General features: G+C 42.7%; 22 protein-coding genes. 18 read left to right on the top strand and 4 right to left on the bottom strand.

Features of this window, described 5'->3' with window-relative positions; genetic code table 11:
- The first annotated feature begins 78 nt into the window (after positions 1–78).
- The 7 genes from BWI96_RS15480 (at position 79) to BWI96_RS15450 (ending at position 8,256) form a co-directional block, all read left to right on the top strand.
- Positions 79–1,791, top strand: a complete 1,713-nt coding sequence (locus BWI96_RS15480) for a capsule assembly Wzi family protein (protein WP_106637457.1) — start codon at positions 79–81, stop codon at positions 1,789–1,791.
- A 362-nt stretch (positions 1,792–2,153) separates the two neighbouring features.
- Positions 2,154–3,590, top strand: coding sequence for an MOP flippase family protein (locus BWI96_RS15475; RefSeq protein ID WP_106637456.1), 1,437 nt, complete (start codon positions 2,154–2,156; stop codon positions 3,588–3,590).
- 37 nt (positions 3,591–3,627) lie between these two features.
- A complete protein-coding gene (locus tag BWI96_RS15470) occupies positions 3,628–4,737 on the top strand; it encodes an acyltransferase (protein WP_106637455.1) in 1,110 nt (369 codons plus the stop codon).
- Between the two features lie 23 nt (positions 4,738–4,760).
- Positions 4,761–5,558: a glycosyltransferase gene (locus BWI96_RS15465; protein WP_106637454.1), complete on the top strand. Its 798-nt coding sequence runs from the start codon at positions 4,761–4,763 to the stop codon at positions 5,556–5,558.
- A 24-nt stretch (positions 5,559–5,582) separates the two neighbouring features.
- Positions 5,583–6,347, top strand: a complete 765-nt coding sequence (locus BWI96_RS15460) for a glycosyltransferase (protein ID WP_106637453.1) — start codon at positions 5,583–5,585, stop codon at positions 6,345–6,347.
- 60 nt (positions 6,348–6,407) lie between these two features.
- Positions 6,408–7,601 (top strand): glycosyltransferase, encoded by a 1,194-nt coding sequence (locus tag BWI96_RS15455; protein WP_106637452.1) that lies wholly within the window; start codon positions 6,408–6,410, stop codon positions 7,599–7,601.
- 7 nt (positions 7,602–7,608) lie between these two features.
- Positions 7,609–8,256 (top strand): DapH/DapD/GlmU-related protein, encoded by a 648-nt coding sequence (locus BWI96_RS15450; protein ID WP_106637451.1) that lies wholly within the window; start codon positions 7,609–7,611, stop codon positions 8,254–8,256.
- Here BWI96_RS15450 and BWI96_RS15445 read toward each other — a convergent pair.
- Positions 8,219–9,415 carry a glycosyltransferase gene (locus BWI96_RS15445; RefSeq protein WP_106637450.1) on the bottom strand — a complete coding sequence of 399 codons (1,197 nt, stop codon included), beginning with the start codon at positions 9,413–9,415 and terminating at the stop codon, positions 8,219–8,221. The two genes, BWI96_RS15450 and BWI96_RS15445, sit on opposite strands and share 38 nt — an antisense overlap.
- 756 nt (positions 9,416–10,171) lie before the next feature.
- On the opposite strand from BWI96_RS15445, the gene BWI96_RS15440 reads away from it, so the two are divergent.
- From BWI96_RS15440 to BWI96_RS15415, 8 genes are all read left to right on the top strand, one after another.
- Positions 10,172–10,561: a response regulator transcription factor gene (locus tag BWI96_RS15440; protein ID WP_106637449.1), complete on the top strand. Its 390-nt coding sequence runs from the start codon at positions 10,172–10,174 to the stop codon at positions 10,559–10,561.
- 66 nt (positions 10,562–10,627) lie between these two features.
- Entirely contained in the window at positions 10,628–11,809 is a 1,182-nt protein-coding gene (locus tag BWI96_RS15435) for a sugar transferase (RefSeq protein WP_106637448.1), read from the top strand.
- Positions 11,810–11,890: 81 nt separating this feature from the next.
- Positions 11,891–12,607, top strand: coding sequence for a TolC family protein (locus BWI96_RS15430; RefSeq protein WP_106637447.1), 717 nt, complete (start codon positions 11,891–11,893; stop codon positions 12,605–12,607).
- A 73-nt stretch (positions 12,608–12,680) separates the two neighbouring features.
- A complete protein-coding gene (locus BWI96_RS22520) occupies positions 12,681–13,340 on the top strand; it encodes a Wzz/FepE/Etk N-terminal domain-containing protein (RefSeq protein WP_232793759.1) in 660 nt (219 codons plus the stop codon).
- A gap of 41 nt (positions 13,341–13,381) precedes the next feature.
- The gene (locus tag BWI96_RS15425) at positions 13,382–14,830 is read left to right on the top strand and encodes a hypothetical protein (protein WP_232793758.1); all 1,449 of its coding nucleotides are present in this window, start codon (positions 13,382–13,384) and stop codon (positions 14,828–14,830) included.
- A 12-nt stretch (positions 14,831–14,842) separates the two neighbouring features.
- Positions 14,843–16,009, top strand: a complete 1,167-nt coding sequence (locus BWI96_RS15420; protein ID WP_106637446.1) for a glycosyltransferase — start codon at positions 14,843–14,845, stop codon at positions 16,007–16,009.
- Positions 16,010–16,018: 9 nt separating this feature from the next.
- Positions 16,019–16,168 carry a hypothetical protein gene (locus BWI96_RS21955; RefSeq protein ID WP_198555269.1) on the top strand — a complete coding sequence of 50 codons (150 nt, stop codon included), beginning with the start codon at positions 16,019–16,021 and terminating at the stop codon, positions 16,166–16,168.
- On the top strand, positions 16,169–17,674 hold the full coding sequence (locus tag BWI96_RS15415) for an O-antigen ligase (RefSeq protein WP_232793757.1): 1,506 nt from the start codon (positions 16,169–16,171) through the stop codon (positions 17,672–17,674).
- A 2-nt stretch (positions 17,675–17,676) separates the two neighbouring features.
- On the opposite strand, the gene BWI96_RS15410 is transcribed toward BWI96_RS15415, so the two are convergent.
- Complete coding sequence (locus tag BWI96_RS15410) at positions 17,677–18,588, bottom strand: glycosyltransferase family 2 protein (protein WP_106637445.1); 912 nt, start codon at positions 18,586–18,588, stop codon at positions 17,677–17,679.
- A 61-nt stretch (positions 18,589–18,649) separates the two neighbouring features.
- On the bottom strand, positions 18,650–19,486 hold the full coding sequence (locus BWI96_RS15405) for a glycosyltransferase family 2 protein (protein ID WP_106637444.1): 837 nt from the start codon (positions 19,484–19,486) through the stop codon (positions 18,650–18,652).
- Positions 19,487–19,713: 227 nt separating this feature from the next.
- On the opposite strand from BWI96_RS15405, the gene BWI96_RS15400 reads away from it, so the two are divergent.
- Positions 19,714–23,148 carry a carbohydrate-binding protein gene (locus BWI96_RS15400; protein WP_106637443.1) on the top strand — a complete coding sequence of 1,145 codons (3,435 nt, stop codon included), beginning with the start codon at positions 19,714–19,716 and terminating at the stop codon, positions 23,146–23,148.
- A gap of 55 nt (positions 23,149–23,203) precedes the next feature.
- On the opposite strand, the gene BWI96_RS15395 is transcribed toward BWI96_RS15400, so the two are convergent.
- Entirely contained in the window at positions 23,204–24,391 is a 1,188-nt protein-coding gene (locus tag BWI96_RS15395) for a glycosyltransferase family 2 protein (RefSeq protein WP_106637442.1), read from the bottom strand.
- Between the two features lie 195 nt (positions 24,392–24,586).
- Between BWI96_RS15395 and BWI96_RS15390 the strand changes: the two genes are divergently transcribed.
- Together BWI96_RS15390 and BWI96_RS15385 are read left to right on the top strand one after the other, a co-directional pair.
- Complete coding sequence (locus BWI96_RS15390; RefSeq protein ID WP_157830385.1) at positions 24,587–24,835, top strand: hypothetical protein; 249 nt, start codon at positions 24,587–24,589, stop codon at positions 24,833–24,835.
- A 146-nt stretch (positions 24,836–24,981) separates the two neighbouring features.
- Positions 24,982–26,052, top strand: a complete 1,071-nt coding sequence (locus tag BWI96_RS15385; RefSeq protein ID WP_106637440.1) for an NAD-dependent epimerase/dehydratase family protein — start codon at positions 24,982–24,984, stop codon at positions 26,050–26,052.
- Positions 26,053–26,205: the final 153 nt, after the last annotated feature.

The following is a 26,205-nucleotide window of genomic DNA, read 5'->3' as shown; positions in this document are numbered from 1 at the left end:
CGTAATTTGCACGGCCTTACGGCTCTTTACAAAGTAAGCAATAAAACGTCAAACCCACAGGGTTCGCGTCTTTCGCCTATGGCAAGATTTATCTTATTCCTTAGTATTTTCGGATTTCAGGCAGTAACCTTGTTTGGACAAAGCGTATTTGCCCCCCTGAATGCCGATTATTACCACCTTGTGGATCGGTATGAAATCAAGAGCGGAAAAAACGCCCCTGGTTATCAGAGTACGGTGAAGCCCTACCTCCGAAAGTACATTATTCAATTGCTCGACACCCTTAGTGCGGATCAATATCGATTACTTTCCGAAGCCGATAAATTTAATATTCAGTATTTGAGGGAAGATAGCTGGGAATGGTCTCAGGCTTCTGGCACGGCCACCAGTGATAAGCCCTTTCTCAAACATCTGTATGAGAAGAAAAATGACCTTTACAGTATTGTTAACGACGACGTAGAGCTGCACGTAAATCCCGTTTTTTACGGGCTGGTGGGCGGCGGTCAGGATGTCTACAAGTATTCGTATATTAATACACGGGGGATTGAAATACGCGGTTCCGTTGGTAATAAGCTGGGTTTCTACACCTATTTTACGGAAAACCAGATGCGTCTTCCAGGGTATTTTCAGGAACGTATCCAGAATTTTAATTCCGTCCCCAGCGAAGCTGCCTGGAAGATTTTCCGCAGCAATAACACCGCTCAGTTTCCCTACGAAACCAGTAGCGACTTCTTTACCGCCCGGGGTTATATCACATTCGATCCTATTAAGCAGATTAATCTGCAATTTGGGCACGACAAAGTTTTTATAGGAAATGGGTTCCGCTCCATGATTCTTTCTGATAATAGCGGGCCTTATCTATTCCTCAAACTTTCCACAAAAATTGGTCCCTTCCAATACATTAATCTTTTCAGTGAACTCAATAATCAACAGGATACTTTATTAACCTACGGCACGCTGCCCGCCAAAAAATTCATGGCCATGCACCACTTGGGGCTTAATATTGGCAAGCATCTGAACATTGGCCTTTTTGAAACCATTATTCATAGCCGTGACCGAACGCAGGGTTACTTTGATTTAGGATACCTCAATCCCGTTATTTTCTACCGAGCCATTGAAGCTCAGAAATACAGTGCGGATAACTCTCTGCTGGGTTTAGATGCCCGCTATAACTTCCTGAAACAGTTTCAGATTTACGGACAGCTCAACTTAGATGAATTTAACCTTCAAAAGCTTCGGCAACAGAAAGGTTGGTGGGGTAATAAAATCGGGTATCAGATTGGAGCCAAATACATTGATGCCTTCGACATAGAAAACCTTGACGTGCAGATTGAACTCAACGGAGCTCGGCCTTATACTTACCAACACGTATCGGATCGGACGAACTATGTTAATTCCAACCAGTCGCTGGCTCACCCTTTTGGAGGTAACTTCCGGGAGTTTGTCTCCACGATTCGTTACCAGCCTCTGCCCCGTCTAAACCTTACCGGAATCTTCGTTGGAGCTCATTATGGACTGGATTTGATAGGGAGGAATTACGGAGGTAATCCTCTGTTAAGCTACAATAACCGTCCTGCCGACCGCGAATTTGGTAACTTCATTGGACAGGGAGTGGGGACGAATCTTCTATACGGAGAGCTTGTTGCGAGTTACCAGCTTCGTCATAATGTTTTCCTGGATTTTCGGCAAATTTACCGTAAACAGAATTCCATTCTTGACCAGTTTGATCGTCAGACGGTATTTTCCTCTTTCTCCGTCCGAATTAATACGGCTCAACGTTTGCTGACGTTCTGACATTCTATTACTTTTGAAAAGCTATTAGAATTGTAAAAATACTTAATCTGGCCGCCATCATGATTAATATCTATCTAGTCCACCCTTGCCGGACTTTTTTTAGACCCAATCATTATTCCGGGCAGACCATCCGCATGAATCACTCTCATTGGTAAAATGAAAGGAGAATACCGTTGTGCGGACGTATTGATTTACTAACAGTCTAGACAACCTATACGTATAGGTCATTGCGTATTGCGTTTAGACTGTATGATTACCCCCTATTAGTTACTACGTACCCCCCATTGCTCTATTTATTCATACCATACCTTCCTTTAATTAATAACTTAAGTTAGAAAATTAAACCCATTACCAGTAGCTAAATGAGTAATAAAAAGAGTGCAATTGAGGGTGGGAAATGGATTACCATTTCAACCGTAGTTTCTACTGTTTTTCAATTTTTACAGGTAACCATTCTGGCTCGGGTGTTAGACCCGGCTGTTTTTGGTGTGGTTAGTGTTAGCACCTTAATTATTAATCTCTTCTATATTTTCAGTAATTTAGGTTTCTCCAATTCTATTATCTACAAGCAGGAGTCTGACCGTAAAGTATTATCCAGTCTTTACTTTGTAGGCTTAATTTTAGGCTTTGTTATTTTCCTGATTGTTTACTTTAGTTCACCTTTAATTGTTGCCTATTATAAAGAGCCTAAGCTTGACCGAGTCATTAAACTGGCTTCTTTATATTTTTTAATCATATACTTCGGCCAAATCTATTTATTCCTTTTACAGAAAGAATTAAAGTTCCGATCTATTGCCATTATGGAAATCGTCGGAGCATTAACGGGCACTACTGTGGCTATTACCCTGGCCTATAATGGTTTTGAGGAACTTTCGTTGATTTATGGGCAACTGGCTATGCACATTTTACGAACAGCTCTACAAATCATCTATGGAATGAATCTTTTTAAACCCCAGCTATACCTGAGTTTTTCATCTATTAAAGAACACTTAAAGTTCGGCATATACAACGTAGGAGACGGACTATTAGGCTTTGTTCAGGGTAATTCAGATAACATTATTGTTGGAGGTTTATTAGGCGTCAAGGCTTTAGGCTTTTATACCATTGCTTATCAATTAGCGGTATTCCCCATTACTAAACTCAATCCCATCATTCTTCAGGTAGCCTACCCTATTCTGGCAAAAATGAAAGACGATGCGGAAGAACTAAAAAAATCATATCTACAGATTCTAGATATGGTTAGTTATTTCAATATTCCATTGCTAGTGGGATTATATATCACTGCCGATAGTGTAGTGCCTTTGTTGTACGGTTCCGGCTGGGAAGAAACCATTCCGCTTATTCGTATTTTCGTTTTCGTAAGCATTTTCTTCTGCTTGTCTCACCCTTTATTTACACTGGCTTTTACGAAAGGTAAACCTAACCTTCTGTTCTATATTAACCTGGCTACCCTTATTGTCAAAGTCCCGCTGCTGTATCTATTAGGTAATAAATGGCAGGTAACCGGTATAGCTTTTGCCTTTTTAATTAGTACCATCATTAACCTAATCATAAATTTCTACGTAGTTCATTACCTCATTGGAAATTTCTTTGGCAGTTTCCTTAAAAATATCGCTAAACCACTCAGCTTTGGGTTACTTATGGTGGGGGCTATTAGTTTATATAAATACTTTGTTGGTTCGGAAGGGGTTATTCATACAGTCATTGAAATAATCATTGGAGGGGGTATCTATCTGTTACTAACTTTCAAATATAAAATGTCACTTAAAGAGATACTTGCGTATCGAAAATCTGCCTAAGTATTTCATAGCTGTCCGCCATCTTTATTGAAAATTTATGAAATACAGATTCTCCGTTCTTGATATTTTCAGGGGGTTGTTTGCCAGTTTCGTGGTTCTGTTCCACATGGCATTTTTTACCAATACACCTGTTATTAATAACCCTATCGTCGAGAACTCCGACGTATTTGTTGATTTCTTTTTTGTACTAAGTGGCTTTGTCATTACCTACCGGTATCAGTTAATGGCGACAACGGAGGAGTTCGGAACGTTTATGAAAAAGCGTTTTTTCAGGATCTACCCTCTGCATTTTGTCATGCTCTTTGTCACCTTACTTATGGAGCTGGACAAAGAATATATGTCCCATTACATCCATGTGAATAAGCTTGATAATCCGAATAATAACGTACTTACCTTTTTCACTTCCTTATTTCTGGTCAATTCCATTAAACTATTTAACATCAGTGATGTTAGCTGGAATATCCCCAGTTGGTCTATCAGTGCAGAGGTTATTTCTTATATCGTGTTTGGTTTAGTAATGATTACCATAGCCCGGTTAAGCCTCCAGCGGTACAAGTCCATTATTTATTTGTTGACAGCTTTAGTTGCCTTGGGCCTGCTGGCTTTCATTACCGGAAGTTTCCAGATCAATTATTCTTTTAATTATGGCTTTTTAAGAGGGTTGATTGGCTTTTTTACCGGAGCTTTCTGTTACATGATATTTAGTAAAACGGTATCGAGCTTATCGCATATTAATCCATTACTATTCACTTTTGCGGAAATAATTATTGTTTTTGCCATATTCATTAGTATCTACTGGGGAGAAACTTTAAAGTACTATGGCTTTGTGTATGAGATTATATTTTTATTAGCTATTTATATTTTTTCCTTTGAAAAAGGCAAGTTATCCAGTATCTTAAATTCATCTACGCTGTTACATCGTGTAGGTACCTATAGTTACTCTATTTATTTAACTCATGCTGTACTATTGAGTATTTTCAATATCGTATTTATTCGAATTCTTAAATTTTCTCCTGAAGATTATAGCTACCTCTTTATTCTTAATCTCATTCTCATCTACTATTGTTCTCAATGGACCTATAAGAATATTGAAATTAAGTTTAAAGATGGGTTTTCGGTCTTCAAGACTGCCAAATCTAGTTTATAATACGAGTTTTAAATCGTTATTAGATGAAAGACGCATCACTACGACAATTTAAGGATGTTACTTTATTAGTAACGCACTACAACCGAAGCCGTTCGCTTGCCAATCTTTTACAAGGTTTTCAGGATCTTAAATGTAGCTTTGGTGATATTGTCGTTTCGGATGATGGTAGTAAGCCTGAACATCAGGAAGTACTCCAGGAATTAAGCAAGCAATATTCCTTTCGGCTCATTACTACACCCAAAAACAGAGGTTTAGCTAATAATATTAATAAAGGACAGGATGAGGTTAAAACTCCTTTTACGCTCTATGTACAAGAGGATTTTGTTGCCAAGCCTGCTTTCGTTGAGCATTTTCCTGATGCACTGGAATTCATGCGGGAAGATCCCGAACTAGATATTGTTCGCCTGTATGCGTATTTTCCCTACCCCTATATGCTGCCCTTTAAAAAGGGCTTTTCAAAAATGATTTTTAGACCTGAGCTTTGGCATGACGATCATTTAAAGTTCTATTATTACAGTGATCACCCTCACTTAAGACGTAGTAATTTTTTTGAAAAATTTGGTCGATATCAGGAAGGAACGAATAGTGATGCTGCTGAGTTTTCAATGTGTTTATCGTTTTTAAAACATCGGGCAAAAGGATTGTTTTATAACGATTTCACTAGCATTTTTGACCAGGTCAACACTTCCTCGGAACCCAGCACCGCTACATTTCGGTCGGACTGGAAACAACGTCCGAACCCATTCATCTTAGCCTTACGCTGGGGTTATCTAAAGTATCGTTTTCTTAAAAATACACTTCAGTTAATGAGGTTTAAATAAGCACCACATTTTCCTCAGGAGGTCATGGAATATTCTTTTTCAGATGTTACTTTATTGGTGACACATTACAATAGAAGTCATTCTTTAGAGCACTTATTGAATTCTTTTCAAAAGTTGCAGGTCAGCTTTGGGGGTATTGTCATTTCAGACGACGGGAGTAAGCCAGAGCACCTCTCAAAACTTCGTCAGTTACAAAAAGAATTTGCATTTGACCTTATCACCACTGAGAAAAATAAAGGCTTAGGCAATAACATTAACAAGGGACAAGATGCCGTCAAAACGCCCTATACCTTGTACGTGCAGGAGGATTTTGAACCTACTGATAAATTTCCGGATCGTTTTGCGGACGCTCTCCGCTTCATGAATCAGGATGACGCGTTAGACATCGTTCGGTTTTACGCCTACATTCCTTATCCATACATGCGTCCCAAGGGGCAGGGTTTTTCAGAAATGATATTTCCCGCCTGGGCTACCAACTATAAGAAAATCTACTATTACAGCGATCATCCCCATTTGCGACGTAGTAATTTCTTGGAGAAGTTTGGCCGTTACCCGGAAGGTATGAAAGGAGATAAAACGGAATATGAAATGTGTATTTCATTTCTAAAAAACAAGGGTAAAGGTCTATTTTACAATGACTTTCAGTCTCTATTTATTCAGAAAAATTCGGAAGCCGAGCCCAGTACCATGACCCGAAGCTCCATTAGCCAAAGTGAGAATCCTGTCATTAGCCTCGTTCGGGACATTTATCGTCAGTTAAAGTATAATTACGACATTTACATTCGGTAGGGTCCTTGATTATTATCCACCTAAATCAATACTAGCGACCCACTTACTTTTGAGTTAGCTATGAACTTTGTGATCATTGCCCGGCAGCCCTGGGAGGAAAAAAATATGGGAAGTAACATTCGGGATATGGCCAGGGCCTTGGCTCCTAAGCACCGTGTTCTGTTTGTAAACCAGCCTCTTGACTGGGCTGCCTTGTACCGCAGTGATGGTCGCCTTCAGGAACGTAAACAATTTACTGGCCAAAATGGAGGCAAAGCCCTCACAGAAGTAGAGCCTAATCTTTGGGTTTGGTCCCCTACGTGCGTTCTGGGCTCCTTCAACTGGTTACCCGATAATGCCATTTATGACTTTTTTAATCGCTGGAACAGTAAAAAATTAGCCACAGGTATTCGTAAGGTCCTCGCTGATTTGAAATGGGATTCGTTTGTTCTGCTCAATGATAACGATATGATTCAGGGTTTTTACCTGAAAGAATTCCTGGAGCCCGATTCTTACGTGTATTACCTGCGGGATAATTTTCTGGCCGTGAATTACTGGAAAAAGCATGGAGAGCGACTCGAGCCGGCTTTAATGAGTAAAGTGGATATAGTGGCTAGTAACTCGGGTTACTTGGCCAATCAGGCTTCCCAGTACAATCCGCATTCGGTATACATTGGTCAGGGGTGCGATTTAGAGTTGTTTAACCCCAACGAGGTCACTGCAACTCCCACAGACCTGGCCCGTATTCCTCAGCCTCGCATTGGCTACGCAGGAGCTTTGACTAGTCTTCGTCTGGATGGAGCCCTCCTTGAAACGATTGCCCGAGAGCGTCCCAACTGGCAGATTGTGCTCATTGGTTCACCCGATGATTCATTTCCCCGAGCTCAACTTGAAGCTCTGGATAACATCACCTTTTTAGGGTCAAAACCTCCACATGAAATTCCGGCGTATCTGGCTCACATGGATGTTTTAATTAATCCTCAGGTTTTCAACGAAGTCACGATTGGTAACTATCCTCGTAAAATCGATGAATACCTGGCGATGGGTAAACCCGTGGTAGCGGTGCAAACAGAAACCATGGAACTCTTTAAAGAACACGTCTTTTTAGCTAACTCCCCTCAAACGTTCATTAGCTGTATTGAGCAGGCTTTGTCAGGTCAACACTTATCAACGGCTTCGGAACGTATCGCCTTTGCTCTGGATCATACCTGGGAAAATTCTCTTCAGTTAATGATTGACGCTATCCATCAATTTAAAACTGCTTCTGCCCAATAGTCTCATCATGGATATAAAAGCTTACTTAGATACTAACCCGGCTATTAAACAATGGGTGCACTGGTTATTAATTCCTAGGCATGAAGCCCGTCCTCGTCGGTGGGTAAGCTGGTTTTTAAACCCTTTTATTCATAAAAAACACCGTCTAGCTAAGATCAGGTCTTCGGCCCGGATGGATGTATTACCTTTCAAGGCCTTTAGTCTCGGAGCTTACAGCACCATCGAAGATTTCTGCGTGGTTAACAATGGCGTAGGAGATGTCATTATTGGAGACCATTGCACTGTAGGTATTTCTTCAGTAGTTATTGGTCCTGTTCACCTTCACTCAGACGTAATTCTGGCCCAGCACGTAGTGCTTTCAGGTCTGAACCATACGTATGAAGACGTTAAGCAACCCATTCATCGCCAATCTGTTACGGTTCAGCCCATTGTTGTTGAAGAAGGCTGCTGGATTGGGGCAAATGCCGTTATAACGGCTGGAGTTACCATTGGCAGGAATTCGGTAGTAGCGGGTGGAAGTGTAGTAACGAAAGATGTTCCTCCGTACTCAGTCGTGGGAGGAAATCCGGCGAAGTTATTAAAGCAATATGATTCAGCCAGTGGACAGTGGCAACGGGTTACGAAACCAGCTTCCAGTCCACAATCTGCTCAATAATAGAACGAAATTCTTTAGCCCGGTGAGCCCAGGAGTTTCCACGAGCCATTTCAATTCGTTGTTTAACCTCAACGGGATCTGTACTTTCTAAAGCTTTTTGCAGACTTTTACTAAAAGCTTCGGCAGTCGACTCAATCGAGACGATGTCTTCAAAATCCTTCAGTATTGAAAAGGGTGTCGTTACTACGGGTAAGCCAGCGGCCAGATATTCGTTGATTTTCAGGGGATAAATCGTATACGTATGTTCATTACACACGAAGGGAATCATCGCAGCATCCCATTCGGATAAAGCCTGTGGTAATTCTTCTGGCCGCTTCGACGGTGTAAAAATGACATTCGAATACCCGGAGAGACGCTCTTTCAGAGTGTCATCATTGACTGGGCCGAGAAACTCAAAGCGATGCTGGGGCATATCCTGCACACATCGTTCTACCAGCTCACCATCGATGCGGTTATCAGCAGTACCCAAATACCCGATAGTCTTATTCTCAGACTTTGGTTTCTGACTTTTCAAAAGATGAGCCTTGTAGAATAAATCGAAATTAGCCCCATTTTTTACACAAAAAGTTCGGGGCTGCTCTTGGGATTTAAACTGTTGAAGAGCTTCGGAAGTCGTTACTACCGCATCCACTGCTTTCAGATACTTTTTTTCGTACCGGGCTCCATGCTTACCCATCCAGGCTTCCGCTGAAATTTCGTCAAAACAGTAATAAATGGTCGCAACCTCTCCTAACTTATGTAAAAGCGGTAAGCCCTGCACGGGATTAAAGGCATTGATCATCAGGGGTGATTGCATCCCTAGCTCTTTCATCACTTCCCGAAGACCATTGGCCAGACGCTTGGTATTAATCTGGAGGAACGTGTCATGGTACGAATCACTCATCCAGTTCACAGGAGCCATTACCGGGGGCAGCCATACGTAAAGTTCCCTATTTTCTTCTACTTTAGTTAATACCCCCTTACGGTTGACCAGCTTTTGCATAGGGACATTTCTGCGACCCGTCACCCCCATCACCATGTCTTTGAGTGTATATTGGTAATCCACATAAAGAACTCGATAATAGTTTGATAACTCGGTTAATAGCTGAACGGCTGAATTTTGAAATTCGCCCTGCCACGGAGTCTGTCCAATACAAATGATACTATCCAACGCTTTCATTGATATTCATAAGATGAGAAATACCCATCTTCATAAGGAGATTATTTCCTAATGTTATCAAAAAACCACTTAGGAATTTTAGGATAAGAACAACATTTATTCCAGGGGGCGGCAAGAATAAAGTTTTATTATTTATCAAAAATAGATAAGATTTAATGATCGTTTTCGATGAACTGCTCAAAACTCTCATCAACTGACCTATTACTGACGTTTAGTACTTTACAAATTGAGTCCAAAAATAATTTAAAGTGGTTAAATATTAAGCATTGAGATATAAAGCATTTTGATTTTAATCTTTACTATTTAAGAATTACATGATGGTACATAAAAAAACCTATAAATAAGCATTAATATTCATATTATTACCTTGAGTCAATATTACTATCAGACCTATCAAGATTTCTAACATACATAATGATGAATGATAAGCTTTTTTTTGTAAAATATAGTATTTTTTTATGTTTTTCAAATAAAATATATAAATACACTAATCTAAAGTGAAAAATCTTTTAAGGTATAAGCACGTAAGTCTGGCATTATAATTTACCTTTAAATATTCTTTGCTGAGAGATGAGATTTATAGAGAAAATATACTCAATAGAATTATTTAGTATACTCTATCTGCTAGACCTAACCGAGTCATTTTGAATCACTTATTTTTCATAGTAAAGGCCTTATGTTCGCAACAAAAGGAATTTACTTAACATGTAATTTTCCGTATTTTCGTTATTACTGTCATTATAACACCGCCAATTTATGAATTCAGTTGAAAACCCGACCGTACTTATTCTGGACGACGAACCTATGACCCGGAAAGTACTTCAACTTGCCCTGAACAAAGATTTCAATACTGTTATTAAAGATGATGGGATGGCCGGTATGTCATGGATCGAAACGGGTGCTCCCGTAGATCTTATTGTGGCAGATCTTAACATGCCTCATTTAAACGGAAAGGAATTTTTAAAAGTCCTCCGTTCAAGTAATATGTATGGACATATTCCCGTCATCATCCTTTCAGGAAGTGAAGAAAGTAATGATCGGATTCAGTGTCTAGAATTAGGGGCTGATGATTTTATGACCAAGCCCTTTAATCCCATGGAAATCACTGCAAAAGTAAAAGCCGTACTTCGTCGCGTCTACAGATAATTTCTACGGGAACCGATGTTCCTTCTCTGCAAAGCCCAAGCATAACGCCATTGAAACGACACCACAATGTCTGTTGTCTCCTCTGTACCTCTGCGTATATTATACGTGGAACAAGATTCAGAAGCTAGTCTGAACTTTATCAAGAAGTTTGGTCAGAATCTGAACATCAATCCATTAGAAGAAACCCATGAGGCTCTAGCGGCCCTTAAGGATCATTATCCGGCCGATGCCGTGATTCTTAGCTACACGCCAGAGGCTCGTACGTTCCTGAAAGAAATTCGTTCCACGCCCTGGCTCCAGTCCCTGCCAGTGTTGGTAACCGTACCCAAGCTAAGTGCAGAACTGGCCCAAGAGGCTCAGCAAGCTGGTGCTAATGACATTTTCCCCTCAGATTTTAGCAAGGGTGATTTGTTATTGCGACTGCATTATTTTCTGCGTAAAAACCAGCTTAAAGCATTACAACCTAGCGAAACGCCCCGTTTTAATGTAAAAATTCCCTGGTGGAAACGGCTAATTGACATTTCTGCCACGGGTGCTGCTTTGATCTTACTGTCTCCTTTGTTACTAGTCGTCATCCTGCTAATCAGGCTGGACTCCAAAGGACCCATCATTTATAAATCCAAACGCGTAGGTACCGGTTATAAAGTATTTAACCTGCTTAAGTTCCGAACCATGCGAACGGATGCGGATAAAATGGTGAAGGATATGGCCGCCTTCAACATGTACAATAAAGAGGTAGAAAACACGACCTCGACTCAGAATCACAGCTTGTGTGCCGAGTGTAAAGCTTCGGGTTATACGGCCTGCCCTCAAATGCTATACCTTGACAATGAGCACGTTTGCGAAAAGGTATATCTCCAGCGGAAACACAACAAAGCCGCATTCATGAAGTTTGGGAATGATCCCCGTATTACCCGCATTGGGGGTTTCCTCCGTAATACCAGCATCGACGAGTTACCTCAGCTCATCAATATTTTCCGAGGCGATATGTCTCTGGTGGGTAATCGGCCACTACCGCTTTACGAAGCTGAAAAACTGACTTCCGACGAATATATTCTTCGTTTTGCCGGACCGGCTGGACTGACCGGGCTTTGGCAGGTAACTAAACGAGGAAAAGGTAAACAGGATATGTCCGAAGAAGAACGTATGCAACTCGACATTGAGTACGCTCGCAATTTCTCGTTTGCTATGGACATGAAAATTATTTTTAAAACATTTCCGGCCCTATTTCAGTCCGAGAATGTATAATCCTAATAGACTGCCCACTCGTTTCTTATTCAATCATCATCACCCATGGCGAGAGCAGGAAATGCATATATCATCCGTTCTATGATAAAAAAGTTCTTCTTTGTTCTCGCTATCTTTCTTTCCGTTTTTCAACAAACGCGAGCACAAGAATCGCAGAATTCCATGATGCAGGATATCTCTTATCCCTATTTGGAAAAACTGATTGCAGTTGCCCGGGAGAAGTATCCTAAAAGTAAAATGTATAATTCCAGGATCGACGCGGCCAATGCGGTCATTAAGAAAAATCGTCTTTCCTACTTTGACGCTTTATCCTTCACCTACCTCTACAGTCCCAATAACAGCGTAACACTGATTAACCAAAATCCAAGCCAGCCTAGCGGTAGCACCCGCAATTTGTTAAATGGCTATCAATTGGGGCTTGTGGTAAATGCTGGGGCTTTGCTTCAGAAACCAGCTCTTGTGAAGCAGGCCAAAGCCGAGCAGGAAGTAGTCGTGTATGAAAGAGACGCTTTTGATTTGACGCTTAAGGCCGACGTAGAGCAGAGGTATTACATTTATGTTCAACGAAAAGCCATTTTAAGAACGAAAATTCAGGCTTTACTGGATGTAGAAAGCATGCTTAAGGACGTGAAATACAAGTATGAAAAGGGTCAGGAAACGCTGGAAAGCTATAACAAAATGCTATTGATGATTTCAGATCATACCCAGGGTAAAATGACGGCTGAAAGCGAAATGCTGGTGGCTAAAAGTCGCCTCGAAGAGTTAGTAGGAGAAAAACTTGAAAACATAAAACTTTAACTAGCTCAACTTAGCCCTTTGCCCGGTCTGAGTTTTTACAGGCGTTAAAGGTTCCTTAACGATCAATGAATCTATGACTGAATTCGTACAGTTTCTAAAGTTTTTGTATAGCAAGAAACTAATCTTAATACTAGTCCCTCTCGTTACTACTATTGCCAGTTATTTTCTAGTAAAAAAATTACCCGATCAGTATAAATCAGAAGCTCGGATCTCGACGGGTCTGGTGGATAAAACTGATCAGGGGTTTTCCTTACGTACTGACGAACAGCAATCGGAGATCAGCCAGAAGTTTAATAACATCATTCAAAGCATGTTATTGAAAAAGACACTGGATCCCATTGGTTATCAGCTCATCCTGCATGATCTAAAAGCTAAATCGGCAGAAGAATCCTATCGAAAGCCCAGTTCTTTATTAAAAGATTTAAGCCCTCAGCAACGGAGCCGGGCTATTGCTATTTTTACCCAAAAACTTGCAACCCGGGATGAGCTTTCTCCGCAGAAAAAAGAAGAGGTTGAGCTTCAGGACTTACTGGAGTCCATGAAATATGATAATGAGTCATTAACGAAAAAATTTACTGTCTATCGTGTGGGTGACAGTGACTTCATCAAGGTAGAATTTGAAGGCGAAAACCCGTATCTGACTGAGTTTGCAGTAAATGCCCTGTGTAATGAATTTATTACCGCTTCTCCAATCGTCTTCAGAGTAGTAATACCCGATCCATTGAGTTTTTAGAAGCATTCATGAATGAAAAGATGTCGAATTTAAGTCGGCGTATGAATGAACTTAAAAACTTTAAAATTCAGAATAGAGTATTAAACCTTAACGAACAGGCTCGAAATTTATACGGAGAAATCACTGATTTTGAGACTAAAAAAGAAGTGGCAGTCAAAGATGTGGTGGCTTACACGGCGGCTTTAAAGAACATTGATAATAAGTTTAACCCCGCTGACCGACAGTATCTTGAAAACGCGATGACGGCTATCAATCAAAAAGTCATTGATGTCAAACAGCAGTTACGGGCCGCTAACGATATTTACTATTCAAGCAACTTTGACCCTAAATTCAAGCAACGGGTTGACTCTTTACAAAACCAGTTAAATATACAAATCAGTGCGGCAACGGATAGTTACATCTACAATCCATTAGTAGCCAAAGGAGATTTAATCACCCAGAAATTAAGTCTGGAAATCCAACGGGAAATAGCTCAGAACAGTATTAAATCCTTACAGGATCAACTTGACAAGTTAAATAGCCGTCTGGATTCTATGGTTCCTAATGAGGCTCGGGTTCAGGAGTATGAAACAAGTATTGATGTAGCCAGTAAAGAATACATCGAAGCATTGCAACGGTACAATGAAGCAAAAATGCTTTCTCAGTATACGCTTCAGCTTCGCATTCTTGAAAAAGCTTTACCAGGAACAGCAGCCCCTTCGAAAAAAATTATCCTAGTTGCTTTATCAGGAATTGTCAGTTTCGTTCTCTGCGTTTTTGTCTTCTTTATTATCTATTACCTGGACAAATCCATTCAGGATCCCTTGTCACTGGCCAATGCCACCGATAGCCCGGTTTTAGGTCGACTCAATGTGCTGACTGATCCGGCTTCGCTGAATCAGTCCTGGCAGAATCAATCGGATAATAAGAACGTCCAGCAGTACAAAGACTTACTTCGAGCCGTTCGTTTTGAACTGGATAATGAACTAAAGGACAAACATATTCTGGCCATTACCAGCCTTACTCAGGGAGAAGGGAAAACGCTGATTACATTGAGCTTATCCCAGGCCTTCTCCATGATCGGGAAAAAAGTATTAGTCATCGATGGTAACTTCCTGAATCCATCCATTAGTCAAAGCTCCGGCTCTACCTTATTTTTGGAAGACTACCTGACGGGACAAACCGCCTTACCTGTGGCAACGGACCCTCACTCCATTCAGTTTCTGAGTAATAAGGGTTTGGATTATTCATTACTGGAAATTGCCAGCGAAACAACCGTTCAGCAGAAAATGCAGGAGCTTAGCCGTAACTTTGATGTAATCCTCATCGAGACGCCCTCGCTGGAAAGTCTCAACAAAGCCAAGGAATGGATTGCGGTTTCTGATAAAGTGGTGGCCGTATACAAGTCCGGTGAAACCATTACCGCGAAAAAGGCTCCCGCCGTTACCTACTTAACGAGTCTGAAAAATTCCTTTACGGGATGGATTCTAAATAAAACGACGATCGCTTAACCGCCTAACCCGATGACTGTGTTCTATTATTTATGGGCCATCGTCCAGATTTGCATTGGCTATAACCTGGTATTTCCGCTGGTGCTCTGGGTCATTTATCTTTTAAAAGGAAAACCTACCTTACCGAATCGTTCGACTGCTCCTGAAGCCGATTACGCGATTATTGTAACTGCCTACGAACAGACCACGCTATTGCCTAAAGTAGTAGATTCGTTGCTAGCTTTACACTACTCGAATTATCTGATTTATATCGTTGCGGATAAGTGCGATATTAGTAATCTACACTTTCCTGATCCACGGGTTATTTTACTTCGTCCGGAGCAGGTTCTTGCGAGTAATACGCGGTCTCATTTTTATGCCATTCGCCATTTCCGAAGACCGCACGAACGGCTCACGATTATTGACAGTGATAACCTCGTGGACCCTCAATACCTGAATGAACTCAATGTTTACTTCGATCAGGGTTTTCAGGCTGTTCAGGGTATTCGCGAAGCAAAAAACATGAATACCACCCTGGCCTGTCTGGATGCGGGGAGAGACATTTATTACCACTTTTACGACGGAAAAGTACTTTTTGGCGTGGGTTCTTCAGCTACCCTGGCTGGTTCAGGCATGGCTTTTACCGTGCGTTTATACCGGGAATGTCTGGAACATCTCGACGTAAGCGGAGCCGGTTTTGACAAGGTGTTACAATACGCCATAATTAGCCGGGGTTACCGAATTGCGTTCACGGATAAAGCTATTGTTTACGACGAAAAAACGGCTAAATCGGATCAGCTGGTCAAACAACGAGCCCGCTGGATTAACACCTGGTTCAAGTATTTCACCTACGGTTTCAAGCTTATTGGCAAAGGCATTCGCTCGTTTAACTGGAATCAGTTTGTATTTGGGTTTATTCTGCTCAGACCACCACTTTTTATATTCCTGGTGCTGTCAGTTATATTCATGCTGGTTAATTTGCTGATTGCTCCTTTAGCTTCCCTAAGCTGGCTGATTAGCTTGATATTATTTGTGGTAGGCTTCCTGCTGGCTTTGATTAGCTCCGAAACGGATCCCCGGATTTACCGTTCTCTGGTGAATATTCCCAGCTTTATGATGTATCAAATCCTGGCTTTACTGAAAGCCAGGAAAGCCAATAAGTATTCAGTAGCTACCAAACACGAAGGCTCCGAATCTTAACGTGATGTTATGAAGATATATCCTGAACGAACAACGGAGGAGGACTTGCCTGATTCAACGGAAAACCTCACGCCTATTCAAATCATTACCCGCAAGGTAGCCATCTGGGTGGCTCTGGCCAGTGTATTTGTCTTTTTCTTTAAACTCCTGTTTTTTTAGGTGAGCGAAGTTCCCTATCCCATATCGTCTTCTGAAAGCACCCGCCCCACGCTTCGTTCCTGGCTTCGACAAAAGCTCTGGATTGAAAAGTTCTATAATGTTCCGGGCATTTCCATTTTGCTGGTTTTATCACTGGCAATGGGCTGGCTTACGGTTACCTATGGAATAGTAGCAGGAGCAGGTATTATTGCCACGCTCATTGGTATTCCCTGCGTTTACGCCATTGTGGCCAAGCCCTCTTTTGGCATACTAGTCTTATTGGCTTTTGCGTATCTGCTTTTTTACCTGATGCGATTTGGGCTCAATTTTCCATTGGGTACGTTGATGGATGGCATTCAGCTCATGCTCATTCTGGGCTTTTTCATCTACCAGCGAGCCAAGCCCGACTGGAGTGTTTTTCAGGGCCGTATCAGTACGATGATCTGGGTCTGGATTGCCTTTAATTTTCTGGAAATTGTTAACCCTGCGGCGGAATCCCGTCTGGCCTGGGTGTATACGGTTCGGTCGGTAGCTTTCGTAATGTTGATGTACTTCGTGTTTAAGTATCAAATTCGCACGGTACAACTCATACGTACTATTCTTAAAATGTGGCTATTATTGGCAGCATACGCCGCCGGCTACGCCTTCAAACAGGAGTATATCGGCTTTTCAGCCGCAGAAGAAGAGTGGTTACATTCTGATCCGAACATCGCCAACCTTTTATTTATCGGAGGGCACTGGCGTAAGTATTCGATTCTTTCCGACCCCGTGGCTTTTTCCTATAACATGGTGATTGCGGCACTCATCTGCGTAGCCCTGATTTCTGGAAATTTAAAAACCTGGAAGAAATACGTGCTAGGAGTATTAATCGTCTTTTATATGGCGGCTATGCTATTTTCCGGAACGCGGGGAGCCTACGTATTAGTACCGGCTGGTCTGGCTATGTTTGGAATCTTAAACTACACCCCAAGGGTATTACAATTTAGTATTGTTGCGGCCATACTCATGGTCATTCTGATTTTTATTCCCACCTCCAATCAGACGCTTTATCGGTTCCAGTCGGCCTTCAAGCCTTCGGAAGATGCTTCGTTTAATTTACGAAAGGCTAATCAGAAACGTATCCAGCCGTATATTCTCTCCCACCCGATTGGTGGTGGTTTAGGAGCTACGGGCGTATGGGGACAACGCTTCGCTCCGAATTCGTACCTGGCTAATTTTCCACCGGATAGCGGTTATGTTCGCGTAGCAGTAGAGATGGGTTGGATTGGCCTGTTCCTTTTCTGTCTACTTATGTTTCAGATCATTCGAACGGGTATTATCAATTATTACGCAATCCGAAATCCGGAGCTGAAAATGTATTGTCTGGCCATGACTCTTTCGGTCTTTGCTCTTAATATTGGCAATTACCCCCAGGAAGCCATCGTCCAGTTTCCTTCGAGCATATACATCTACCTGATGGCCGCCCTGATTGATGTAACCCGGCGACTGGATCAGGAAGAGCAGAAAAAGCTTCTGGCTGCGGCTTAAATCTATACCGCTGAAGTACTGGGTGAGTGTAAATTCCAGGAAACTCCTTTCATAAAGGCTTTGGCATGAGCCATTTTTCCCTGAATAAGATACGTCAGCAAGTGTTTAGGCAATACGGCAAATGCAAAAAATCCGTAAAAAACCATTCGTTGAAACCAGCTTCCGTGCCGACGGATATATAAGATACGGTTACGAGTCAGGTAATAGGTTTTTAAAGGATTGGCTGGACCCACTGAAACCGATTCTTTATGTAAAATGTGCGTGGTTCCGACGTAATAAATCAAAAACCCACCGTCTTTAATTCGTTGTGACCAGTCCAGCTCTTCATAATACAGGAAGAACCGTTCAGCAAATCGGCCTACCTTTTCGATAACTTCCCGCTTGACCAGCATAGCACAGCCGTGGGCAAAACTGGTAACCCCCGACTGATCAAATTTAGCCTCGTCTTTTTCATTCAATCCAATGGGAGTAGCCGTACCAGTATAGGGATTCATGGGATTGTACCCCGCGTATTGAACGATGTCAGGGTAATCAAAAAACTTGATTTTAGGGCAAGTAACTCCAATACGGGGATCCGTTGCGAAAGGCTTGAGCAGATCATCTAATAAGGACGGAGGCATTTCCGTATCATTATTCACAATGAAGAAATAATCGCCATTAGCCGCTGCCATACCGATGTTATTTCCACCAGTAAACCCCAGGTTTTCTTCACTTCGCACGATGCGGGTACCTGGGTAATCACTCACGTCTAAAACGGTGCTCAGCACCTGCTTGGAAGCGTTATCTACAATAACGATTTCGTAATTAGGATACGTGAGGAAACGACTAGATTCCAGAAATTGGCGAGTAACCTCTGCCTGATTGTAATTGATCGTTACAATTGAAACCTTTGGCAGGCTTGCACTTGAACTCATAAATAGCTGGCGGTTTTGTAGAATTGGGCGGATTTTTTAGGCCTTAATGAGTAGTTGATAATTATTTCTGAGCCAACCTTCTGAACTCTACCGCAATACGCTTTTTAAAAGCTTTTAGAACACCTCCATCACGGTTCAATACCCGGTCGTCCGTCCAAACATGAGCCCCCTTGGTTACGTGCTTAAGTTTGCCTTTATCGAGTAAGGTCATCGCCATCCAGCCATCTTCACATACGCCCTGAGCGGCCACCGTTCCCTGATGCCCGGCATCCACCCGGAACCCACCTACGTCCAGCCCATCACTGCGACGAAACGCAAAGTTAAAACCCAGTACATTGATGTATTCAAAACCCTTCCAGCGGCGAAGTTTGAATCCGGCATGAGAAACGGTTTCGTGTAACATTAAAGCCGCTCTCGAATTAACCGCACTAGGCAAAAATGAATACGTCCCGTACGTACAGGAAAATTCAGGCGTCGTCAGGGGTTCTACCAAGCTATCAATCCAGGTAGGTGGGTAAATGCAGTCACAGTCGGCATTAAGCAGGTATTTCCCACGGGCTGCTTCCAAACCCGCCTGCCGGGCATGGCCTATTCCCTGCTGCGTTACGAGAATGGATTTAACCCCACAAGCATCTAGTAAAGCCTGGGTGCGATCCTTAGAATTATTGTTGGCAATAATCAGCTCCGTCCGAAAGCGAGTTTTCTGATTAGCCAGCGAAGATAGCGTATTGAGAATGGTTCGTTCCTCATTATACGCAGGAATAGCAATGGTCACCTCGGGATCTTCAACCTGAAACTTGGAAAGTCGGGTCTTTAGATCGTCAAGGAGTGAAGGGTCGGGTTTTTCGGCAGAGTAGCTAAAACGGTGCTGCAACAACCAGGCAGGAAGTAGATGCATACACAAATATTAAATAAATGAACGACAAAAGAGAAAATAACAAACAAATTATAAAATAAAATGTATTATATTTTGAATTATATTGCATGACATTTGTTAACGATTATCTCTGCTCTATCTATGAATATTCGAATTATTCACCGCGTCAAAAAAATGGCTGAAACGTAGAAAATTTAGAAAGCTTTTAAAAGATTTTCTAGCGACTATTGTCCGCCAACAAAGTTGAGATGAAATCACCCTTACTTCTTGCAGCAGTGCTCTGTGGAGCACTTGGCATTTCCTATGGAGCTTCTTCAGCTCCTTCTCCCCACCTTTACAAGCCTTTACCAGCGAAGATTGAGGCTGAAAATTATGATGCCATGCTAGGCGTGCAGACCGAGACCACCAGTGATGTGGGTGGCGGTTTGAATGTAAGCTGGATCGACGATAATGACTGGATGGATTACCAGGTCAATGTTCCTTCTGCTGGCGTATATGCTTTCAGTTTTCGGGTTGCCAATAGTTATGGGAATGGAAAAATCGAGTTACAAAACGCTTCGGGTAGTGTGCTCTCTACGCTCAGCGTACCCCAAACAGGTGGCTGGCAAGGCTGGACGACCATCAGTACAAGCGTTTCTTTACCCGCTGGTAATCAAACCATTCGAATTTTTGCTAGACAGGGAGCCTGGAATTTTAACTGGTTTGAAGTAAAAGCCTGTAGACCCATCCCCGCTAAGATCGAAGCGGAAGATTATGATGCCATGCTGGGCGTGCAGACGGAAACCACCAGCGATGTGGGTGGCGGTCTTAACGTAGGCCGAATTGACAGTAACGACTGGCTGGATTATAACATCAAAGTACCCTCTGCGGGAAATTATACCCTTAATTTTCGGATAGCCAATAGTTATGGGAACGGGAAATTTGAAGTTCAGAATGGCAATGGAACCGTTTTAAAAACCATAAGTGTACCCCAAACGGGTGGCTGGCAAGTCTGGTCTACTATCACCACAACGGTAGCCCTACCTGAGGGCAGTCAGAAGCTACGTTTGTTCATCAAACAAGGTGACTGGAATTTCAACTGGTTGGAAATTAAAACAGGTACTTCGAATTCGGTTCTCTCACCGTCCGTTGTTTCCTTCCCTGCCATTCCCGAGAAAAAGGTAGGTGATCAGCCTTTCGTGCTTAATGCTACTAGTAACAACAACGAATCGCCCATTACCTATACCTCGGCAAATCCCGATATTATCTCGGTTTCGAACGCTACTGGTCAGTGGAAAGCTAATGTTGTGGCTGCTGGAACGACTTCTATCACGGCTTCGCAAGCCGCGAGTAAGAATTATACAGCAGCGGGAAACGAGACTGTTAATGTTCTTGTAAAAGCTAACCAAACTGCCCCCACTAGTCCTTCGACTACAACTCCTGCTTATGAAGTAGTAGGGACTAAAATCACACTTGATCCCAAACGTTGGTATCAGTTGAATAACGTCAGCAATGGGCTTGAGGGCTTATTTGATGGCATTACGGATGTGGCTGTCAATACAGGTTGGGGAAAAATTCTGAATAACTTTGACGCTTATTATCCTCTTCAGGATGGAGAAAGAATGACGATTCAGAGTATTCGGTTCTACGATGGAGAAGGCTCCTTGAAGGATAATCCGGTAACCATATCCATTATTGATGAGAACTGGAAACGTATCCCCATCGCTACCTTCACGGGGGAACGTTACAATGAGTGGGTAGGCCCTTACCCCGATCGTTATTCTACGTTCACCCTTGATACCCCTATTCCCAATGCCCGTTATCTGGTTCTGAATGCCTGGTATCAATATCCCAACGAAATGGAAATCTACGGAACCTATCAGGCTGCCACTAATCAGCCTACAGCAGCTCCGCAAAAATCCGTGAAGCTGAAGGATATGTTCGGAATCAATGCCTTTGAATGGGATTTTGAAGATGGCCAAAATCCAACGGTCATCAATGAAACGAAGCTCAAGGCCGTTAAAAATTTCTCAGGTATTCGTCATTACATGGACTGGGAAAAACTGGAGTCAACCGAAGGGAAATATACCTTTAACCCAGTACACAGCGGTGGCTGGAATTATGATATCATCTACGAACGCTGCAAGGCCGAGGGTATCGAAGTATTAGCCTGTCTTAAAACCATCCCAAACTGGATGCAGGAAACCTACCCCGATGATGAACGTGATTCGGAGAACATTCCGCTTCGTTACGGTAAAGACCTGACCAATCCCACTTCCTATATTGAACAGGCTAAAGTAGGTTTCCAGTACGCAGCCCGTTACGGAAGTAATACCAACGTTGACCCATCTTTAATGAGCGTAAACAGCTCTCAACGCTGGAATAACGACGGCATTAATACGGTAAAAATTGGTCTGAACCTCATCAAGTACATTGAGTGCGAAAACGAACGTGACAAATGGTGGAAAGGTCGCAAAGCTTACCAGACCAGCCGTGAATACGCCGCCAACCTTTCGGCTTTTTACGATGGTCATAAAAACACCATGGGCCCCGGCGTTGGTATTAAAAACGCAGATCCTAATATGAAGGTGGTAGTGGCTGGTTTGGCAGCAGCTTCGGTGGATTACATCAAGGGAATGATTGACTGGTGCAAAGAATACCGGGGTTACAAAGCGGACGGCAGCGTTAACCTTTGCTGGGACGTGATTAATTATCACCTGTATTCGGACGACGGTGCTATGATGCAAAACGGCATGGCTTCCCGTGGAGCCGCCCCCGAAGTAACCCGAGTCCGTCAGATTGCGTCTGATTTTAATACCTTAGCTCATCAGCAATCACAGGGGATGCCCGTTTGGGTAACCGAAACAGGTTATGACCTGAATCAGGGTAGCCCGCTAAAAGCCATTGCCATTGGAAATAAGACGGCTATTCAAACGCAGGCAGACTGGATCTTACGTACCTCCTTACTTTATGCCCGGGCAGGTATTGAAAAAGTGTTCCTGTATCAGATGTACGACGATAATTTCCTTTCGCCAACGCAGTTTGGTTCAATGGGCTTGATTAATACCGATCAGACTCGTAAACCAGCAGCCGATTACATTCATCAGGTCCATGAAAAATTTGGGGAATTCAGTTACCAGTCTACGCTTCAGAATGACCCTATTGTGGACCATTACAAGTATAACAATCAGTCCATGTACATGCTGGTAGTGCCCGACGAAAAAGAACGGACGGCTAGCTATGTGCTCAATCTTAACGGAGCAAGCACTGCGAAGCTTTACAAACCCGTGATCGGTAGCGATTCCATGCAGGTAACAACACTGACAGCTACGGCGGGTAAGGTAACCATTCCGGTTTCTGAAACCCCGGTGTTTGTCGTCCCTGGTCCTACCACTTCAACGGCGGGTCGGGTAGCTGCGGAAGCTGCGGCCCCAGTGTTGAGCTCATCGTTAAGCAGTTTGAAGGTGTTCCCGGTTCCCGCTGTTGACTTTGTGGAGGTTTCGCTGGAAAATGATAACGCTCTTCCGGTGGAATTCTACCTCTATGACTCTGGCTTGGGCCGTAGCATTAAACAACAACTGCATAAGAAAGAAGGCTATAGCTTCCATCAAAAATTGGATGTTTCCTCACTGAATAAAGGTGTTTACTTACTTGAAATTCGGCAGGGGCAGGAACGTGTGATTAAGAAGTTTGTCAAAATGTAACAGAAAAGAAAAGGCTCCGAAGTTCGGAGCCTTTTCTTTTCTACATAAACGGACCTTATTGAGCCCTCCGCACCTTTTCCCAGATTCCCGAAGACAGTCCGTTTTTATAACGGAAATAGCCTAGAATCGCACACCAGTTCATAAAGGAAAAGTAATAGGGCACAAATAATGCCTTAATGCGAAGCTTTCGATTTTCGAAATAGTAACCCAACATAGCCGCCGCGTAAAAACCAACCTGAGCAATGAATAATGCTGGGTAAAACCAGCCTTCAGTCATCAATGCCAGTAATAGGTTGATCAGAAAAATCAGCGGTAAGGCAAATGGAGCTACCGCCCAACGCATCAGTCGGTGAGAAATGTACTGGAACGAAAGCCAGCCATAGCGGAAAATATTGAGCAAGTGCGGCAAGCGGGCAATGGACTGGAAACCACCCGCTGCAATGCGAACTTTACGTTTTTTCTCGTCTCCAATTGAAAACGAAGGTCGCTCCAGAGCATACGCTTCGGGATCGTAAACCACGCGAAAGCCACGACTGGCGATTCGCAGGGAGATCATAAAATCGTCGAGCAAAGTATCTTTTTCGACGTGCTCATAAAGCTCCGTTCGGATGGCAAATAATTCGCCAGCGGCTCCTACAACACTATATAAGTCGGTATCGAGTTTTTTCAGAAAAGATTCGTATTTCCAGTATAACCCTTCTCCAGCTCCCGCCGCTGCCTCATTATCAAAGGTCTGAATCCGTTTTTCTCCCGAAACGGCCCCAACTTCTGCATCAGCAAAATGCCGGACAATATTAGGGATAGCATCGGGATTCAGATTGGTATTGGCATCGGTATAAATCACCAGTGGGGAGTGTACTTGCTGCATGGCCAGGTTAATGGCTTCGATTTTTCCCCGCCGCTGGGCCCCGCCCATTACCGAAATTCGCTCGTTACTACCGTATTGTTGCTGTAACCATTCGGTACTGCCATCCGTCGAACCTTCGGTGACGAAAAGAATTTTTAATAAATGAGCCGGGTAATTCAGGGTTAATGAATTCTGTACTTTCTCAGCCAAGCAATTCATTTCATTATACGCCGGAATCACGAGGGTTACTTCGGGCTGGTAGTTGGCGTTAAAGCGACTTTTTTTCTTTCCCCGGATTTTTACCAGAAACCAGAGAAAAATGCCATACCCCAAATAGGTATAAAACACCAGGAAAATCAGCAACCAGAACAGGCTTTCGAGAAAAAGTTGGATCATAATGTTGGCGGACAAACTAAGAGGAGTAAAGATAATTGAGGATGCACTACAGCGAACGATTTTCGTATAATTCTCCCACTTTTTTAAAACTCAAAGTTAATTCATAGGTTTATTGAACAGGAAAATCCAATAATGTGTTTGTCCTGAATCATTTGCTAGCTATTTTTGCAGCCAGTCCCTGACATCATTCTCCTTATGAAGCGAGTACAAACGATATTATCCGTTCTTATGCTAGGTAGCCTGCTGGCTTCCTGCTCCTATCAAAACGCGAATACCATCGACCAGCCTGACGTTCGTAAGAACAACAAAACTGTTTACGGCGTTTCTCCTGATAGTGCTGCGGCACAGTTGAAACAAAATTGGCCTGATAAAGAAGGTGTTGCTCAGCGTGCCGAAGATATTCGTCTTAAATTATTGTCAGAGAAGGGATCTACTCATAATTAATTCCTTTTTTGAGAACACTTATACATGAAAAGCGGTACTTGATATATTCAGTGCCGCTTTTTTTGCATTAAGTATTAATTTAGCGTTGGGATTGCTTGATCTTCAATAGTCTGTTTACTTAAATCATTTTTTTAAACCTTTAACACATGAACATTGCTTTAGTAACGGGTTCTGCCGGGTTGATTGGAAGTGAGTCAGTTTCTTTCTTCGCAGATAAATTTGATATGGTTGTCGGTGTTGATAATAACATGCGGCAATATTTCTTTGGAACGGATGGTAACACCGAATGGAACCGAAACCGCATTCAAGAAAAATATTCCAACTACGTTCACCGTACCGCTGATATTCGCTCTGTTGAAGAGCTGGAAGTAATTTTTAAGGAATTTGGTGCAGACATTAAGCTGATTGTACACACGGCTGCTCAACCCAGCCACGACTGGGCTGCCCGCGAGCCTTTCACGGATTTCTCGGTAAACGCTACGGGTACGCTTAATCTACTGGAAATGACTCGTTTACACTGTCCAGAAGCCGTTTTCATTTTTACTTCTACGAACAAAGTTTACGGAGATAACCCTAACTTCCTTCCCTTAGTAGAAACCGAAACTCGTTGGGAAATCGCGGAAGATCATGCCTATTATGAGAATGGCATCGATGAAAATTTAAGCATTGACCATACCAAACACTCCTTATTTGGAGCTTCAAAAGTAGCGGCTGACGTACTCGTACAGGAATACGGTCGGTATTTTGGTCTGAAAACGGGTATCTTCCGTGGAGGCTGTCTGACAGGACCCAACCACTCGGGAGCACAGCTACACGGATTTCTATCTTACCTGATGAAATGTGCCATTACGGGTAACTCTTATACCATTTTCGGGTACAAAGGCAAGCAGGTTCGGGATAATATCCACGCTCATGATCTGGTGAATATGTTCTGGCACTTCTATCAGAATCCACGAGCAGGCGAAGTGTACAACGCCGGTGGGGGTCGTTTTGCCAACGTTTCCATGCTGGAGGCCATCAAAGTATGTGAGGAAATCACCGGTAACACCATGAATTATACGTATTCAGACACCAACCGCATCGGTGATCACATCTGGTACGTTTCCGATTTATCGAAATTTAAAGCTCATTATCCCGGCTGGAACTGGACGTACGACATTACGTCGACGCTTTCAGAGATCCACGATGGAATCGCTGAACGTCTGCGTCACGCCTAGTTTGAATTTTTAGAATAACAGAAAAAACGCCGGGCTTTAAAGTCCGGCGTTTCTGTTGTTAAACCCTGAGTTACTCCACTGATTAATATCGAAATAGTGCCAGGAAATTCTATCTTTGCTATTCATTTATCAATTATCGTCCATTCGTCCAAT

Origin of the sequence: Siphonobacter sp. SORGH_AS_0500, from assembly GCF_002838835.1 — a bacterium.
In the GTDB taxonomy this organism is placed as follows: Bacteria; Bacteroidota; Bacteroidia; order Cytophagales; family Spirosomataceae; genus Siphonobacter.
Note: the sequence above shows the minus strand (reverse complement) of the source record. Positions and strands in the feature narration are given on the sequence as shown.

What these genes read in the sequence shown, in the direction of transcription:
- BWI96_RS15480 (WP_106637457.1), top strand. Translation starts at nt 79, where the DNA reads ATGGCAAGATTTATCTTATTCCTTAGTATTTTCGGATTTCAGGCAGTA.
- BWI96_RS15475 (WP_106637456.1), top strand. Translation starts at nt 2,154, where the DNA reads ATGAGTAATAAAAAGAGTGCAATTGAGGGTGGGAAATGGATTACCATT.
- BWI96_RS15470 (WP_106637455.1), top strand. Translation starts at nt 3,628, where the DNA reads ATGAAATACAGATTCTCCGTTCTTGATATTTTCAGGGGGTTGTTTGCC.
- BWI96_RS15465 (WP_106637454.1), top strand. Translation starts at nt 4,761, where the DNA reads ATGAAAGACGCATCACTACGACAATTTAAGGATGTTACTTTATTAGTA.
- BWI96_RS15460 (WP_106637453.1), top strand. Translation starts at nt 5,583, where the DNA reads ATGGAATATTCTTTTTCAGATGTTACTTTATTGGTGACACATTACAAT.
- BWI96_RS15455 (WP_106637452.1), top strand. Translation starts at nt 6,408, where the DNA reads ATGAACTTTGTGATCATTGCCCGGCAGCCCTGGGAGGAAAAAAATATG.
- BWI96_RS15450 (WP_106637451.1), top strand. Translation starts at nt 7,609, where the DNA reads ATGGATATAAAAGCTTACTTAGATACTAACCCGGCTATTAAACAATGG.
- BWI96_RS15445 (WP_106637450.1), bottom strand. Translation starts at nt 9,415, where the DNA reads ATGAAAGCGTTGGATAGTATCATTTGTATTGGACAGACTCCGTGGCAG.
- BWI96_RS15440 (WP_106637449.1), top strand. Translation starts at nt 10,172, where the DNA reads ATGAATTCAGTTGAAAACCCGACCGTACTTATTCTGGACGACGAACCT.
- BWI96_RS15435 (WP_106637448.1), top strand. Translation starts at nt 10,628, where the DNA reads ATGTCTGTTGTCTCCTCTGTACCTCTGCGTATATTATACGTGGAACAA.
- BWI96_RS15430 (WP_106637447.1), top strand. Translation starts at nt 11,891, where the DNA reads ATGATAAAAAAGTTCTTCTTTGTTCTCGCTATCTTTCTTTCCGTTTTT.
- BWI96_RS22520 (WP_232793759.1), top strand. Translation starts at nt 12,681, where the DNA reads ATGACTGAATTCGTACAGTTTCTAAAGTTTTTGTATAGCAAGAAACTA.
- BWI96_RS15425 (WP_232793758.1), top strand. Translation starts at nt 13,382, where the DNA reads ATGAATGAACTTAAAAACTTTAAAATTCAGAATAGAGTATTAAACCTT.
- BWI96_RS15420 (WP_106637446.1), top strand. Translation starts at nt 14,843, where the DNA reads ATGACTGTGTTCTATTATTTATGGGCCATCGTCCAGATTTGCATTGGC.
- BWI96_RS21955 (WP_198555269.1), top strand. Translation starts at nt 16,019, where the DNA reads ATGAAGATATATCCTGAACGAACAACGGAGGAGGACTTGCCTGATTCA.
- BWI96_RS15410 (WP_106637445.1), bottom strand. Translation starts at nt 18,588, where the DNA reads ATGAGTTCAAGTGCAAGCCTGCCAAAGGTTTCAATTGTAACGATCAAT.
- BWI96_RS15405 (WP_106637444.1), bottom strand. Translation starts at nt 19,486, where the DNA reads ATGCATCTACTTCCTGCCTGGTTGTTGCAGCACCGTTTTAGCTACTCT.
- BWI96_RS15400 (WP_106637443.1), top strand. Translation starts at nt 19,714, where the DNA reads ATGAAATCACCCTTACTTCTTGCAGCAGTGCTCTGTGGAGCACTTGGC.
- BWI96_RS15395 (WP_106637442.1), bottom strand. Translation starts at nt 24,391, where the DNA reads ATGATCCAACTTTTTCTCGAAAGCCTGTTCTGGTTGCTGATTTTCCTG.
- BWI96_RS15390 (WP_157830385.1), top strand. Translation starts at nt 24,587, where the DNA reads ATGAAGCGAGTACAAACGATATTATCCGTTCTTATGCTAGGTAGCCTG.
- BWI96_RS15385 (WP_106637440.1), top strand. Translation starts at nt 24,982, where the DNA reads ATGAACATTGCTTTAGTAACGGGTTCTGCCGGGTTGATTGGAAGTGAG.